The 14,499-nt window shown below is 51.9% G+C and carries 16 protein-coding genes and 1 pseudogene; 1 reads left to right on the forward strand and 16 read right to left on the reverse strand.

Translation table 11 applies throughout. The annotated features are described in order from the left end of the window. Positions 1-70: 70 nt before the first annotated feature. From STH12_RS04560 to STH12_RS04595, 8 genes are all read right to left on the reverse strand, one after another. Positions 71-424: a hypothetical protein gene (locus STH12_RS04560; protein ID WP_126166463.1), complete on the reverse strand. Its 354-nt coding sequence runs from the start codon at positions 422-424 to the stop codon at positions 71-73. Between the two features lie 140 nt (positions 425-564). After that, positions 565-1,140, reverse strand: a complete 576-nt coding sequence (locus STH12_RS04565; protein WP_081384157.1) for a hypothetical protein — start codon at positions 1,138-1,140, stop codon at positions 565-567. 130 nt (positions 1,141-1,270) lie between these two features. Then, complete coding sequence (locus STH12_RS04570) at positions 1,271-1,564, reverse strand: hypothetical protein (protein ID WP_126166464.1); 294 nt, start codon at positions 1,562-1,564, stop codon at positions 1,271-1,273. A gap of 71 nt (positions 1,565-1,635) precedes the next feature. Beyond that, entirely contained in the window at positions 1,636-1,926 is a 291-nt protein-coding gene (locus STH12_RS04575; protein WP_126166465.1) for a barstar family protein, read from the reverse strand. A 91-nt stretch (positions 1,927-2,017) separates the two neighbouring features. Then, the gene (locus STH12_RS04580; RefSeq protein WP_126166466.1) at positions 2,018-2,260 is read right to left on the reverse strand and encodes a DUF7660 family protein; all 243 of its coding nucleotides are present in this window, start codon (positions 2,258-2,260) and stop codon (positions 2,018-2,020) included. A 126-nt stretch (positions 2,261-2,386) separates the two neighbouring features. Next, complete coding sequence (locus tag STH12_RS04585) at positions 2,387-2,905, reverse strand: hypothetical protein (protein ID WP_126166467.1); 519 nt, start codon at positions 2,903-2,905, stop codon at positions 2,387-2,389. A 131-nt stretch (positions 2,906-3,036) separates the two neighbouring features. After that, positions 3,037-3,567: a hypothetical protein gene (locus tag STH12_RS04590; RefSeq protein WP_126166468.1), complete on the reverse strand. Its 531-nt coding sequence runs from the start codon at positions 3,565-3,567 to the stop codon at positions 3,037-3,039. 98 nt (positions 3,568-3,665) lie between these two features. Beyond that, positions 3,666-4,124: a DUF2251 domain-containing protein gene (locus STH12_RS04595; RefSeq protein WP_237158745.1), complete on the reverse strand. Its 459-nt coding sequence runs from the start codon at positions 4,122-4,124 to the stop codon at positions 3,666-3,668. Positions 4,125-4,439: 315 nt separating this feature from the next. Between STH12_RS04595 and STH12_RS04600 the strand changes: the two are divergent. Further along, a pseudogene (locus STH12_RS04600) lies at positions 4,440-5,398 on the forward strand (integron integrase). 397 nt (positions 5,399-5,795) lie between these two features. Here STH12_RS04600 and STH12_RS04605 read toward each other — a convergent pair. The 8 genes from STH12_RS04605 to STH12_RS04640 all read right to left on the reverse strand — a co-directional run bounded on the left by STH12_RS04605 (position 5,796) and on the right by STH12_RS04640 (position 14,480). After that, entirely contained in the window at positions 5,796-6,452 is a 657-nt protein-coding gene (locus tag STH12_RS04605; RefSeq protein WP_126166469.1) for a CoA transferase subunit B, read from the reverse strand. Between the two features lie 11 nt (positions 6,453-6,463). Further along, the gene (locus STH12_RS04610; protein WP_126166470.1) at positions 6,464-7,165 is read right to left on the reverse strand and encodes a CoA transferase subunit A; all 702 of its coding nucleotides are present in this window, start codon (positions 7,163-7,165) and stop codon (positions 6,464-6,466) included. A gap of 140 nt (positions 7,166-7,305) precedes the next feature. Then, positions 7,306-8,196, reverse strand: a complete 891-nt coding sequence (locus tag STH12_RS04615; RefSeq protein ID WP_126166471.1) for a hydroxymethylglutaryl-CoA lyase — start codon at positions 8,194-8,196, stop codon at positions 7,306-7,308. Between the two features lies 1 nt (position 8,197). Beyond that, on the reverse strand, positions 8,198-10,222 hold the full coding sequence (locus STH12_RS04620) for an acetyl/propionyl/methylcrotonyl-CoA carboxylase subunit alpha (RefSeq protein ID WP_126166472.1): 2,025 nt from the start codon (positions 10,220-10,222) through the stop codon (positions 8,198-8,200). 10 nt (positions 10,223-10,232) lie between these two features. Next, positions 10,233-11,063 carry an enoyl-CoA hydratase-related protein gene (locus STH12_RS04625; RefSeq protein ID WP_126166473.1) on the reverse strand — a complete coding sequence of 277 codons (831 nt, stop codon included), beginning with the start codon at positions 11,061-11,063 and terminating at the stop codon, positions 10,233-10,235. Positions 11,064-11,073: 10 nt separating this feature from the next. Further along, positions 11,074-12,681, reverse strand: a complete 1,608-nt coding sequence (locus tag STH12_RS04630; RefSeq protein ID WP_126166474.1) for a carboxyl transferase domain-containing protein — start codon at positions 12,679-12,681, stop codon at positions 11,074-11,076. Between the two features lie 136 nt (positions 12,682-12,817). After that, positions 12,818-13,987: an isovaleryl-CoA dehydrogenase gene (locus tag STH12_RS04635; RefSeq protein ID WP_126166475.1), complete on the reverse strand. Its 1,170-nt coding sequence runs from the start codon at positions 13,985-13,987 to the stop codon at positions 12,818-12,820. A 91-nt stretch (positions 13,988-14,078) separates the two neighbouring features. Then, positions 14,079-14,480, reverse strand: coding sequence for a MerR family transcriptional regulator (locus STH12_RS04640; protein ID WP_126166476.1), 402 nt, complete (start codon positions 14,478-14,480; stop codon positions 14,079-14,081). Positions 14,481-14,499: the final 19 nt, after the last annotated feature.

Raw genomic sequence — 14,499 nt, forward strand, 5'->3', positions numbered from 1 at the left:
CAGGGGCGCCCACGTTTTGGACGTCCCAGCGACCAAAGGGAGCGTTTGCTGAGCCTTGTTATACGTAAACTTACCCACGTTTTCTGAACCACTCGCAAATAAACTTTATGTTATCGGCTGCAACGCCAATAGCCTGAAAAAATTGCACTGCCATAATGCCGTAGACAAAGCTCACGCCAGCGAGATAAATGGTGCCGTCAAAACCACCATAAGCCAACGCCAAAAAAGGATATGAGCTTATCGAAGCAACCAGCGCGTAAACATTTGGCCTGGATTTGATCGTGAGCACTGTTAGAAAGCCAGCCACCAAGCAAACCAAAACGGCGAGCCCCAGACCAAGCGGCCATTCGTCAATACTCAGGGCTGCAACGAGCAAGCCGAGATTTGATCCGATTATGATACTAATCACAAGGCTATGCTTCATAACATCTCGACGTATAACGCCCAATTAAGGGGTGAACAACGCCTCACCCAAGCCTAAAGCATTGTGCCATAAACACTAAATTTGAAGTAGAAGCAAAAATGCCGAGCGTTGTGAATCCCTCTTAAATTGCTTGTTAAGTGCTAGTTTCGGTGGATTCTTCTTGTAGTCAAGACGATATCTTCTAAGCGGCTAGAGTTTGCTTTTAGCGCTTTATAAGTGTTATCTGAAATTGCTTCAAAGTTGTAACCTCTTCGGATCAAAGTCGAGCGTATAAATTCATAGCAATCATCGAAGCTACCAAAGTTTCTATTTTCAACTTCAGCTAAAAAGTCATTGATTTGTTGGTCATTAGAGTCGACTGTGAAGTTGACCATCTGATTACCTTCTGCATCTCGTTTATTTAGGTAGTGGAGGATTGCCGGAACGACTACCGTAGCAACTAAAGTAGTACCAGCTATAACAAGCTCGATACTTCCTTCTTTGAACTCTTTGACTTGTATATCTTTGTTGTGCTTTTCGTAATATTTTCCTAGCGTCGCTCGATTTAAGTAAGACTTATCAATATCCTTCGCCGATTTTAATTTTGATTCACTTGATTCATCTTGAGATTCTTCAATAAGTGTCGACACAACACTTAACCTAAGCAAGTCTAAGGAGAAAAAGCTCAACTCATACAATGTTGGTTCTTCAACATTCAACTTAACTCTAAATTCCATACAATTACCTTTACTCAATTGCCAATCTACTGCTGGCACTTAACGCTTTGCTAAGGGGCTGGCGCCACGCGCCAGTCCCACGGAGCCAGCCTTTGCTGGCGAAGTAAACTTGAGCAACTGGTTATGTGGGCTAATGATTAGCACCAACTTTGCCCCAATCACCGTTCAAAACTTCTTCGATAAATTCCTGAACACTATCTTCCGCTTCAATGTTGAAACACGAATAACCATAACCAAGGCTGACAATTTCGGTGCCGTAAGTAGCAAATTTATGACCATCACTGTCAATCAACATACCTTGGACGGCTCCGTAACCGCGAATCAAACATGTAAACGTTTCAAAACCGTGAGATAGAGACAGTTGAAAAGGGCTGACTATATCGATACTTGGATGCTCAACTAATTGGCGGAGTAGAGTTGTCATGGTTTATCCACATAACGCCCTAAACACCGGCGCAGCACAGCTGCGTCGAGGTGGTTTTGCTTGTTAAGCACTTAAACATAATAAGATAGCGCAATTAATGGCTGCGCCCCCTGTTCTGTAAGTCGGTAGTTGATAAATGCAGTGCATTCTACAAGTGCATTGAATATTTCAGGACTCTTTTCTTTGAGCTTTTTAGCATTTTCAATATGGATGCTAATGACTTCGTTGCTGTCACTCATGCAATCATTCCACGCATCCATATTTCTCCCGTAATACCCGGGAAAATTAAATGTTGCACTAAAGAAATCATGGAATGAATCCCAAGTGCTTATATCGTCAGAGTTAATTTTATATATCTTCATGTGTGTTGGTGCTTAACGCCCAAAGCAGCGGCGCGCGTTAGCGCGTCCAGCCCGCAGGGCAATGCTGCCTTTGCTTGTTATGTGTTGATGATTACTCATAGATAGTTGCGGCCTGGATTGCATCTGCGAAGATCTGCCAGCTAGGAAGCTCTGAATCTGTGTCTAGTTTGAGATTTTTGTATAGATTACCTGAACTTTCTAGCCACGCAGCCATAGCCTCTAGAAAAGATAATGTAGATACATTTTCCCACTTGGAAGTATCCTCAGAGCAAAGTCTACCAATAAGAGCGATCAGCTCCTCTTTACTTCCAATTTTTTCGTAGTCTATTTCCATGCACTTACTCTGATTGACACATAACGCCCGCAGCAACGGCTGGCCAAAACTGGCACCACAAATTGCGTAAGCAATTTTGGTGACAGGCTTTGGCCAGTCTGATTGCCTGCGCTTGTTAGGCTACTTTTAGTTATTGTAAATGTCATTAGCACGAATGAATTGATCGCTCATTTGAGGATACAACTCTGCCAGCTCAAACCATGTAATAAATGAAAGATCTTTAAATGATACCGGTGTATATTTTGATGAGTGCAGTCCTGCGATATATACCTGCTTTATCCCGAGATTTTTATTTTTCAGCAGGATTTCTGATGTCTCTTTCATGAGATTGAATTGCTTGGTTGAATAGCCTTGATGAGCCTTGGCTTCAATGATAACAATAGAATCGTTTGATAACGTCAGAACAAGATCGAAGGTCTGCTTTTCAAGCTGCTTTACTCTTTCTATAAGATTTGCATGAGCCAGGTCGCGAAGCATACATACTTCATAGCCAATATCTTCGACGGTAACATGGCTTGGTATAATAAGTCTGTCTCTCAGCTTAGTCCAAAATGGAGATGCATTAATCTTAAGAGCATGAAATAAAACTGCCGTAAAAAATCTTTCTTCACGAGTATTTTCAGCCCATTTTGGTAAATTCATCATTTCTCACCTAGGCCTAACGCCCAATTAAGGTGTGAACCACGCTGACACATAATTCAACTTGATCACCGTAAACACCGGACTAAACCCAAACCAAAAATGCCAAGCGTGGTGAATCACTCTTAAATTGTTTGTTATAGCTCTGCTATTTTTTGTGCCATGAGCTCTCTAAATAATTTTGTTTGTGCTTCAAAGTTTTCTTGAGCTGTATAGAATTTCTTTAAATCTGCACGCTTGAATTCACCATCAGGTTTGCAATACGCGAGTGCCTTGCCGCGCTCTTCAAAAACAAAGTTGTATTCTATTTCAAGATCAGGAAAGTATAGCTGCATGAGAGTTTGAAATCGTTGTTGGTCACCCTTTTCTTGAAGACGATTTTTCTGCGAAAGTTCCATCGCCTCTTCAGCTGAATATTTACCCTGATACACAGGTATATAAATTAAATACAGCCCCGAAACATCAAGCTCCCATTTCTGAAAAAGAGTGTGCATTTCCTCAAGCTTTTCTCTCTTAAGTACTCGTTCTTGAAGCATTACTTTATTTCGAAAATCAGCCTTTGCTCGCCTCTCCTGAGCAAGATTTGTAATGTAAACACCTAACAATGCAGCTACTGCAGTCACAATAGGCATCAAATCTGATGCTTTAAATGCCAACTCTTGTTCCAATTTTATCTCCTGAGCTATAACGCCGCCAGCAGGGGCCGAAAAACCAGAGCGAAGCGGCGGTTTTTTGGTCCCTCTGGCTGGCCTTGTTAAACGCGGACTCAGAATAGTGTAAGAACATCATCGCTCCACTCATGACTGTATTTTGTCCACTTGGTGTCCGGAGGTGGGAAGCTGGTTCGGCAATAGCCTCTTTTAGCAACAAAGTCGAAAGCCGCATGAGGATAGCCGTTTATTAGTAATAGAGCCTTGTTTCCGTCTCCTGACCATACTATTTGTGCTTCCGAGGAAAGATGTTTGTCAGTGACATTGGCAACATTATAAATATGGAGGGCGTCGAGAATGGGGTTACCATCTCGGCTCCTATCTAGTCCGTATAAATATCCAGTGTCTCCGTCATCCTCGAACACTACCATATAGCTATTCTTGGGCGATCCACTTTCAAGAACAGTTTCTACTCCAACAGTGAACTCTGTTTCGGCATATATCATTGCCTCATCGGCCATGCTAATAAGGCTCCAAGTAATCGTTATTGCTAGTAGTAGGTGCTTGATGTTCATTTTCGTTTAACATTTGTATAACGAGCCGGCTCATTTATCACCTCAGACCAGTGAAAAGCGTGCTGGGGATTTTGTTTATTATTCTTTGGGTTAGCCGATTTTGTCCATATCAATTTACAAGCAAAGCGTGCCGGCACGCTTTGCGCTTTCTAATGGCCTGTTATCTGAAACCCGTCACCATCTAACAAACTAATTTAAAGGATAATTTAATTATTGAACAGATAAAACCGTGCCATCAACATCATAAAACCGTGCTTGCGTTTTTTCGAATACCAATAATACTGTATTTATATACAGTTTGTAATGAGGTGTTGTATGGGTAACAGTCCGTTCCTACAGGCAGTTCGTAATAGCATGCGTTTGAGAGGTTACAGTTTACGCACCGAAAGAACGTATCTGCATTGGATTAAGTTTTACATACTGTTTCACCAAAAGCGTCACCCTGAAACTATGGGCGCTCAAGAAATCACAACGTTTTTAACCTACTTGGCGGTTGAGCGGCATGTGGCTGTAAACACACAAAAAGTTGCCTTGAACGCCTTGGTCTATCTCTATCATAAGTTCCTACAGACTGATCTCGGCGACCTGCCTTTTACGCTTGCCTCTAAACAGCGTTATATACCTACCGTACTGTCAATCACTGAAGTTGCACAGATCCTCTCGAAGCTCAGTGGCGGGCCGTTACGTGTGATTCAAATGCTTTACGGCAGTGGGCTGAGAGTGACTGAATGCCTAAGGCTTAGGATTCAGGATGTCGATCTCCAGCGGTTGTCTGTGACTGTGCATGATGGGAAAGGGAATAAAGACCGCCAAACCCTACTCAGTCGAAGTTGCCTAAATTGGTTACCTGAGCAAATTGAACGTTGTTTGCACATCCAGCAAAAAGACAACGAGAGCAATATCGGCCCATCTATGCCTGCCGCACTTTCAATAAAGTATCCAAACGCATTCCGCGATCCCAGTTGGATGTATATCTTTCCAAGTACCGTTTATGCCCCCATCCGATTACAGCTGAAGTTTGTCGCCATCATCTCCACGACAGTGTCATTCGTAAAGCACTAAAGCCCGCAGTGCGGGCTGCCGAAGTGCGGAAAAAGGTTAACTGCCATACCTTTCGCCACAGTTTTGCCACTCATCTTTTGCAGGCCGGTTACGATATCCGCACCGTGCAGGAGTTGCTTGGTCACAACGATGTGAAAACGACGCAAATTTATACCCATGTACTGGGTCAACACTATGCCGGAACTGTAAGCCCACTGGATAGACTGACATAAGTGGTCTGCTTGATATCGATGTCGCTGGAAAAGCCATAGCTACCGCACGACGCTATTGAAGCTCAATAGCATCTATTACTGTGGTTCAGCAGCTTAAGTAAAAGAGGGGGAGGGCGAAGTGTAGGGATTTCCCTGCCTCTTTTTATTTGTGCGCTTCCCTGCTGCTGTGGTGTTGGTGAGCGCTGCTAACAATCGCTCATTGGTTAGATGTCGCTTGTATCAGGCAATTGCTTACCGGTAATACAGATGTTGTTATGGTCGAAGATACCTAATCTACAAGCTGTTAACAAGTCAGTGATCGGTACGGTAAACAATGGGGTAACTGAATGACCTGGCGCAAATAAAAACACCCGCTGCTGCGGGTGTTTTTATTAACCACAAAAAAGTGAATGGCCTTTTAAAACTGCATCTCAGGCACTTCGGCAGGCACTACCAGTTTACCTGCAGTTTTTTCAACGATTTCTTCAACGCTCACGCCGGGAGCGCGCTCCAGCAGGTGGAAGACACCGTCTTTGATTTCGATAAAGGCCAGATCGGTAAGAACGCGCTTGATGCAACCAAAGCCGGTCAGTGGCAGTTCGCACTTGGGCAGCAGCTTGGAGTTGCCGTATTTATCGGCGTGCATCATGGTTACGATAATATTGTCGGCACCGGCCACCAAATCCATGGCGCCGCCCATGCCTTTTACCAGCTTGCCGGGGATCATCCAGGAGGCGATAGAGCCTTCAACGTCCACCTCGAAGGCGCCCAGTACGGTCAGGTCCACGTGGCCGCCGCGGATCATGGCAAAGCTCTCGGCGCTGGAGAAAAACGACGCGCCTTTTACTGCGGTTACGGTTTGCTTACCGGCGTTAATCAAATCCGGGTCGATGGTCTCTTCGGTGGGGAATTCGCCCATGCCGAGCAGGCCATTTTCCGACTGCAGCATCACCTGCACGCCTTCGGGGATGTAGTTGGCAACAAGCGTTGGAATGCCGATGCCAAGGTTTACGTAGTAGCCGTCTTTAAGCTCTTTAGCGACGCGCTGGGCCAGTTGTTCTCTTGAAAGTGCCATGGCGTGTCTCCTTATGCCTGCTTCACGGTGCGCTGTTCAATGCGCTTCTCAAAGCATCCTTTAATGATGCGATCCACATAAATCCCAGGGGTATGGATGTGGTCCGGGTCAAGCTCGCCCGGCTCAACAATTTCTTCCACTTCCACCACGGTGATTTTACCGGCGGTGGCCATCATGGGGTTGAAGTTGGCGGCGGTTTTACGGAACACCAGGTTACCCATGGTGTCTGCCTTCCAGGCGCGGATAAGGGCGAAATCGGCGGTCAGGGACTCTTCCAGCACATAGTGGCGGCCCTTGATTTCGCGGGTTTCTTTGCCCTCGGCTACCGGGGTTCCGTAGCCTGTGGCGGTAAAGAACGCAGGAATACCGGCGCCGCCGGCACGGATTTTTTCGGCCAGGGTGCCCTGTGGGGTGAGGATAACGTTCAGCTCGCCGCTCAGCATCTGGCGCTCGAAGGTGGCGTTTTCACCCACGTAGGAGGCAATCATGGTGCTGATCTGCTTGTTTTGCAGCAAAAGCCCCAGACCAAAGTCATCAACGCCTGCGTTGTTGGAAATGGCGGTGAGGCCCTTGGTGCCAAGCTTTACCATCTGATTAATCAGGCCTTCCGGGATACCGCACAGGCCAAAACCGCCCACCATGATGGTCATATTGTCGTTAAGGCCCGCCAGGGCCTGGTCGTAACTGTCGACGACCTTGTAGAGTCCAGCCATCTTGTCTTCCTTTTGTTCTTAACCTGCTGCGACGTCAGGTCGTGTGCTGTGCTTTGTTCGCCTGCCCGCGACAGGGCAGGAGATAGTTATTGTTATCTTGCAGTGGCTAGCTCAGTGCCCGTGCCACTTTCTTGCAGTGGCTAGCTCAGTGCTCGAGCCACTTTGGAGCCGTTTTGTCTGCCAAGGGCGGCGCTGATACGGTTACCGGCCTCAATCAGTTTGCCAAGGTCGATGCCTGTGTCTATGCCCATGCCATGGAGCATATACACCAGATCTTCGCTGGCAAGATTGCCCGACGCACCCTTGGCATAGGGGCAGCCGCCGAGGCCTGCCACCGAGGTATCCAAGGTGCGGATCCCGCTCTCAAGGCAGGCCAGGATATTGGCGAGCGCCTGGCCGTAGGTGTCGTGAAAGTGCAGCGCGAGCTTATCGGCGGGCACTTTTGCTGCCACGGCTTCAACCATTTTACGGGCCTTTACGGGCGTGCCAACGCCTATGGTGTCACCCAAAGAAATTTCATAGCAGCCGAGTTTGTACAGAATTTCAGACACTCGCGCCACTTCGCTTACGGCTATCTCGCCATCGTAGGGGCAGCCGAGCACGCAGGAGACATAACCGCGCACCGGCAAATTGTGCTCTTTTGCTTTTTCTATCAATGGGATAAACCGCTCAATCGACTCTTCAATCGAGCAGTTGATGTTCTTCTGACTAAAGCCCTCGGAGGCAGCGGCAAATACAGCTACCTCTGAGGCATTGGCGTCAAGGGCAAGTTCCAGCCCCTTTAAATTAGGGGTAAGGGCGCTGTAACGCACGCCTGCCACACGGGAAATCCCCTTGAGAACCTCGCCTGAGTCGGCCATTTGCGGCACCCACTTGGGGGAAACAAAACTTGCCGCCTCGATGCGCTTAACCCCTGCGGCGGCAAGGTTTTCGACCAACAAAATTTTATCGGCAGTGCTGACCTGTTTTTCATTTTGCAGGCCGTCACGGGGGCCGACTTCAAACAGGCTGATATGGGAAGGCAGTGCCATCTCAGGCCTCCACTTCTTTACTGTCGGCTGGCTCCAGCGCCAGCAGCAGGGTGCCGTCGGACACCAGCTCTCCGGGGGCGAAGAAGAACTCGCTCACCACCCCATCGAAGGGCGCTTCTATGGTGTATTCCATCTTCATGGCTTCCATAACCAGCAAACCCTGACCGGCGGCTACCTTGTCGCCAACGGCGACTAAATGCGTCACTACGGTGCCGTTCATCGGTGCCTTGAGTTTATCTTCTGAGCTTGCGGTTTCTTCCAACACCTGGCCCAGCACTTCGCGGAAGTGGTAGCTGCCGCTTGAGAGGAACACGGTCAGGCCGCCTTCTTCCAGCGATACTGTCACCTTCATCCTGTGGCCGTTGATTTCGCACTTAAGCTCGCAGTCTTCAATGCTGCCACCGAGCTCAATCAGTTTGTCGTTGAGGCGCAACTGATAGCGGCCACTTGACTCGGTGAGTTCGGCGCTGCGGCTTTGGTGAGCATCATCCAGCAGGGTCACGCTGTGGCGCCTTGGGCTGCTTAAGCGAAAGCCTTTAAGGCTCGACCAAGGGCTGAAAGGATCGTGGCCGGGAGCGTCCTGGGCATCCGCTTCCCGCAGCTTAAGCTGGGTCAGCACCGCCAGCGCAAAGGCGGTGTCGGCCTCATCGCGACTGTCGCCAATCAGGGCATCGCCATAGCGGCCAATAAAGTCGGTGGAGAAGTTGGCATCACTAAACGCCGGATGCTCGGCGATGTTGGAGAGAAACTCGATATTGTGCTTAAGGCCGCCGACACGGTAATCGCCAAGGGCACGGCTGAGGCGTGCCAGTGCACGGGGGCGCGACTCGTCCCACACAATCAGCTTGGCAATCATGGGGTCGTAGTAGTTTGAAATCACATCGTTTTCACGCACGCCTGAGTCGATACGCACATGGCGGCTTGGCTCTGGCTCACGCAAAAAGGTGAGTTTGCCGCTGGCGGGCAGAAACTCGTTATTGGGGTCTTCGGCGTAAATCCGCACCTCAAAGGAGTGACCGTGGATTTGGATTTCGTGCTGCTCAAGGGGCAGCACTGAACCCGATGCCACCAACAGCTGCCATTTCACCAGATCCTGGCCTGTGACCATTTCGGTTACCGGATGTTCTACCTGCAATCGGGTGTTCATCTCCATAAAGAAGAAGCTGCGCTCTTTACCGGGCTGAGGGGCATCGAGCAGGAACTCCACAGTACCGGCGCCGCGGTAATCGATGGCCTTGGCCGCAGCCACGGCGGCCTCGCCCATTTGCCTGCGCAGGCTGTCGGGCAGACCGGGGGCTGGGGCTTCTTCCACCACCTTTTGGTGGCGGCGCTGAATTGAGCAGTCGCGGTCAGACAGATACACGCAGTTGCCGTGAGAGTCGGCAAATACCTGCACTTCCACATGGCGCGGCTGGCGCAGATAGCGCTCCATCAAGAGCTTGTCGTTACCGAAGCTGGAAGCAGCCTCGCGGCGGGCCGAGTCGATGGCGGCTTTAAGCTCGCTCTCGCCCTCGACAATACGCATGCCTTTACCGCCGCCACCGTAGGCGGCCTTGATAAGGAGCGGATAACCAATCTTTTTGGCCTCGGTAAGCAGGGTAGCATCAGTTTGATCGTCGCCGTGGTAGCCGGGCACCAGGGGCACGCCTGCTTTTTCCATGATGAGCTTGGCGGCGCTTTTGCTGCCCATGGCATCGATGGCATCGGAGCCCGGGCCGACAAAGGCGATGCCGTTTGCTTCACAGGCGCGGGCAAATTCGGCGTTTTCTGACAAAAAGCCGTAGCCGGGGTGAATGGCCTCGGCGCCGCACTTTTTGGCGATGTCGATAATCAGCTCACCACGCAGGTACGAGCTTGCCGGGGCGCTTTCCCCCAGATAAAAGGATTCATCCGCCAGCGCCACATGGCGGGCGTCGCGGTCGGCGTCGGAATACACGGCCACGGTTTTGATGCCCATATCACGGGCGGTGCGGATAACGCGGCAGGCGATTTCACCGCGGTTAGCAATTAAGAGTTTGTTAAACATGGAAAATCCCTTAGTCCTTGCTGCCGGTATCATTGACCCAGGCTGGGCTGCGCTTATCGAAAAAGGCGTTAAGGCCTTCCTGTCCTTCGCCAGACACCCGAATACGGGCGATGCGCTCGCTGGTGTAGTCGCGGGTGTGCTCATCAATCACGCCACTTTGCAGCCGGGCGATAAGTGACTTGCACCAACCGAGGGCCTGGGGGCTGCCGCTGAGCAGGTTTTGGATAATGGGGGCAGCAGCGGCATCTAAATCGTCAGCGATTTCATGCACTACGCCTAAGGCCAGCGCCATGCTGGCATCGAAGCGCTCAGCCGTGAGCATATAGCGGCGGCTCTGGCGCGGCCCCATGGCGCGCACCACGTACGGGCTGATGACCGCAGGAATAAGCCCCAGTTTGACCTCTGACAGGCAGAAACTGGCTTTATGGCTGGAGATGGCAATATCGCAGCAGCAAATCAGCCCCAGGGCGCCGCCGTAGGCTGCGCCGTTAACAAGGGCGATGGACGGCTTGGGGAAGCGGTCGAGGGTATCCATCAGGTTGGCAAGCTCGCGGGCGTCTTTGAGGTTGGCATCAAAGTCCATGGCGGCTTGCTTGCGCATCCAGTTCAAATCGGCGCCGGCGGAGAAATGCTTGCCGTCACTTTTAAGCACCATCACAGCGCAGTCGCTCTCGTGGGCGAAGGCATTAATGGCCTGAGTCATTTCGCTTATCATCACCTCATCGAAGGCATTGTGCACTTCAGGGCGATTCAAGATGAGATAACCCACCTTGCCCTTAAGCTCGCAGCGCACGGCACTGAAGGAGGCAGACAGCTCGGCAATGGAAGTCATGGTTGTCATCTGCTTCTCCTTACATGCGGAACACGCCGAAGCGGGTCTCTTCGATGGGGGCGTTGAGGGCGGCGGAAATGGCCAGCCCCAGTACATCACGGGTTTGCGCAGGGTCGATAATGCCGTCGTCCCACAGGCGGGCGCTGGCATGGTAGGGGTGACCCTCTTTATCGTACTGGGCGATGATGGGCGCCTTGAATTTGGCTTCCTCTTCCGCGCTCATGGTTTCGCCTTTGCGGGCGAGGCCATCTTTACGCACAGTGGCCAGCACGCCTGCGGCCTGCTCGCCGCCCATCACTGAAATGCGGGCATTGGGCCACATCCACATCAGGGTAGGCTCAAAGGCGCGGCCGCACATGCCATAGTTACCGGCGCCGTAGCTGCCGCCAATCAGCACGGTGAACTTGGGCACAGTGGCGCATGAAACCGCGGTCACCATCTTGGCGCCGTGCTTGGCAATGCCCTCGTGCTCGTATTTTTTACCCACCATAAAGCCGGTGATGTTTTGCAAAAACACCAGTGGAATTTTGCGCTGGCAGCACAGCTCAATAAAGTGCGCGCCTTTCTGGGCCGACTCAGAGAACAGGATGCCGTTGTTGGCCACTATACCCACCGGATAACCGTGGATGCGGGCAAAGCCGCACACCAGGGTGGCGCCGTAGTTGGCCTTGAACTCGTCAAAGTCGGAGTCATCCACGATGCGTGCAATCACTTCTTTCACATCGAAGGGCTTTTTAAGGTCGGTACCAACGATGCCGTAAAGCTCGTTGATGTCGTACTTGGGCGGTTTCACTTTTGCGAGTTGCAGCTCAACCTGCTTTTGATGGTTGAGGCGCGATACCGCCTTGCGGGCGAGCTCCAGCGCATGCTCATCGTTTTGCGCCAGATGGTCGGCCACGCCGCTGATTTTGGTGTGCACGTCGCCGCCGCCAAGTTCCTCGGCGCTCACTTCTTCGCCGGTGGCAGCTTTCACCAGCGGCGGGCCTGCTAAAAAGATGGTGCCCTGCTCACGCACGATAATGGATTCATCGGCCATGGCTGGCACGTAGGCGCCGCCCGCGGTACACAGGCCCATCACCACCGCGATTTGTGGAATACCCTTGGCGGACATGCGGGCCTGATTGAAGAAGATACGGCCAAAGTGGTCACGGTCGGGGAAGACTTCGTCCTGACGGGGCAGGTTGGCACCGCCCGAGTCAACCAGATAGATGCAGGGCAGGTGGCAGCGCTCGGCAATGGCCTGAGCACGCAGGTGTTTTTTCACCGTGATGGGGTAGTAGGTGCCGCCCTTTACGGTGGCATCGTTGGCAATAATCATGCACTCGACGCCGCTGACCCGGCCGATACCGGCGATGATGCCCGCCGCCGGTACGTCTTCATCGTACACCTCATAGGCTGCAAACTGGCTCAGTTCCAGGAAGGGCGAGCCGGGGTCCAAGAGTTTTTCCACCCGGGCACGGGGGGCGAGCTTACCACGGGACAAGTGGCGCTCCATGGCCACCGGGCCGCCGCCCTGCTCGATATGGGCAAGCTTGTCTTTGAGGTCAGCCACCAGGGCCGCCATGGCATCGTGTTTTTGTTTGAATTCGTCGCTGCGCGGATTCACGCGGGAGGTAAGTTGAGTCACGTCTTGTGTCCTCCAAGGGGCAGGCCTGTTGCCTGCCGCAGTGTCCTTAAACCCCGGCGCTTTGCCGGGGAGTGGATGTGAAGAGTTGGCTTATTGGCTTTCAGCTTGGTTTAGCGGGCTGATTTATAAGACAGAGTTATTTAGTCTCGTTAAACAGCTCACGGCCAATCAGCATGCGGCGGATTTCCGAGGTGCCGGCGCCGATTTCATACAGCTTGGCATCCCGCAGCAGGCGGCCGGTGGCGTACTCATTGACGTAGCCGTTACCGCCGAGCAGCTGAATCGCATCCAGCGCCATCTTGGTGGCCAATTCGGCGGCGTAGAGAATCACACCGGCGGCATCTTTACGGGTGGTTTCGCCGCGGTCACAGGCGCGGGCCACGTTGTACACGTAGGATTTGGCCGCGTTCATGCCGGTGTACATGTCGGCAAGCTTGCCCTGTACCAACTGGAACTCACCAATGGATTTACCGAACTGCACCCGCTCGTGTACGTAAGGCACCACGATATCCATACAGGCGGTCATAATGCCCAGCGGGCCACCGGAGAGCACCACGCGCTCGTAATCCAGGCCACTCATCAGCACTTTGACGCCGTTGTTGAGGCCGCCGAGGATGTTTTCTTCCGGTACTTCGCAGTCTTCAAATACCAGCTCACAGGTGTTGGAGCCGCGCATACCCAGCTTGTCGAGCTTTTGCGCCTGGGAGAAGCCCTTGAAGCCGCGCTCAACGATAAAGGCGGTGATGCCGTGGGGGCCCTTGTCGAGGTCGGTCTTGGCGTAAATCACATAGGTGTGGGCATCTGGGCCGTTGGTGATCCACATCTTGTTGCCGTTGAGGATGTAACGATCGCCTTGTTTGCGGGCGTGCAGCTTCATGGATACCACGTCGGAGCCGGCGTTTGGCTCACTCATGGCCAGGGCGCCTATGTGCTCACCGCTGATGAGTTTTGGCAGGTACTTGGCGCGCTGGGCTTCGTTGCCGTTGCGGTGAATTTGGTTGACGCACAGGTTGGAGTGGGCGCCGTAAGACAGGCCAATCGAGGCCGAGGCGCGGCTGATTTCTTCCATGGCCACCACGTGGGCGAGGTAACCCATGTTGACGCCGCCGTATTCTTCGGCCACGGTGACGCCGAGCAGGCCCATGTCACCGAATTTTGCCCACAGCTCGTTGGGGAATGCATTGTCGCGGTCGACCTTTTCGGCCAGCGGTGCAATTTCACCCTTGGCAAATTCGTATACTGCGTCCCGCAGCATATCCACGTCTTCACCGAGTCCAAAGTTGAGAGTAGAGTACAGGTGGCTCATGTGCTTGTGTCCTTAAATCTGCTTGTTGTCTTGTTATCTTTGTTATTGTGTTTAATGAGTTTAGGTAACGCCGGGCGGCTCGGATCGGCCTTTATGCCTTTTGCTGCCCATCCAGCGCGGTGCGGCACTGGGCCTCGGCGCTGGTGAGCTCCATCAGCACTACCTTGATGTCGTCCATCTGTTGCTGCAGGGCGGCTTTTTTCTCTTCAATCAGTGCCAGCATGGTGTTCAGCTGGGTGACACTGGTCTTGTCGGCATCGTAAAGCTCAAACAAACGGCGAGTTTCGGCCAGCGAAAAGCCCAGGCGCTTGCCGCGCAAAATCAGCTTAAGGCGCACCCGGTCTTTGAGGCTGTAAATACGGGTTTGGCCGCGGCGTTTTGGCTTCAGCAGGCCCTGATCCTCATAGAAGCGGATAGAGCGGGTGGTGATGTCGAATTCCTTCGACAAGTCACTGATGGAATAGCTGGTTTGTGCGTTATTGTTTGAACTCATTTCGACACCGGATATTACT

Source organism: Shewanella khirikhana, from assembly GCF_003957745.1.
GTDB classification, from domain to species: domain Bacteria; phylum Pseudomonadota; class Gammaproteobacteria; order Enterobacterales; family Shewanellaceae; genus Shewanella; species Shewanella khirikhana.

Bases quoted from the DNA above. Each gene is read 5' to 3' on its own strand.
- STH12_RS04560 (WP_126166463.1), bottom strand. From the start codon at position 424: ATGAAGCATAGCCTTGTGATTAGTATCATAATCGGATCAAATCTCGGC.
- STH12_RS04565 (WP_081384157.1), bottom strand. From the start codon at position 1,140: ATGGAATTTAGAGTTAAGTTGAATGTTGAAGAACCAACATTGTATGAG.
- STH12_RS04570 (WP_126166464.1), bottom strand. From the start codon at position 1,564: ATGACAACTCTACTCCGCCAATTAGTTGAGCATCCAAGTATCGATATA.
- STH12_RS04575 (WP_126166465.1), bottom strand. From the start codon at position 1,926: ATGAAGATATATAAAATTAACTCTGACGATATAAGCACTTGGGATTCA.
- STH12_RS04580 (WP_126166466.1), bottom strand. From the start codon at position 2,260: ATGGAAATAGACTACGAAAAAATTGGAAGTAAAGAGGAGCTGATCGCT.
- STH12_RS04585 (WP_126166467.1), bottom strand. From the start codon at position 2,905: ATGATGAATTTACCAAAATGGGCTGAAAATACTCGTGAAGAAAGATTT.
- STH12_RS04595 (WP_237158745.1), bottom strand. From the start codon at position 4,124: ATGAACATCAAGCACCTACTACTAGCAATAACGATTACTTGGAGCCTT.
- STH12_RS04605 (WP_126166469.1), bottom strand. From the start codon at position 6,452: ATGGCACTTTCAAGAGAACAACTGGCCCAGCGCGTCGCTAAAGAGCTT.
- STH12_RS04610 (WP_126166470.1), bottom strand. From the start codon at position 7,165: ATGGCTGGACTCTACAAGGTCGTCGACAGTTACGACCAGGCCCTGGCG.
- STH12_RS04615 (WP_126166471.1), bottom strand. From the start codon at position 8,196: ATGGCACTGCCTTCCCATATCAGCCTGTTTGAAGTCGGCCCCCGTGAC.
- STH12_RS04620 (WP_126166472.1), bottom strand. From the start codon at position 10,222: ATGTTTAACAAACTCTTAATTGCTAACCGCGGTGAAATCGCCTGCCGC.
- STH12_RS04625 (WP_126166473.1), bottom strand. From the start codon at position 11,063: ATGACAACCATGACTTCCATTGCCGAGCTGTCTGCCTCCTTCAGTGCC.
- STH12_RS04635 (WP_126166475.1), bottom strand. From the start codon at position 13,987: ATGAGCCACCTGTACTCTACTCTCAACTTTGGACTCGGTGAAGACGTG.
- STH12_RS04640 (WP_126166476.1), bottom strand. From the start codon at position 14,480: ATGAGTTCAAACAATAACGCACAAACCAGCTATTCCATCAGTGACTTG.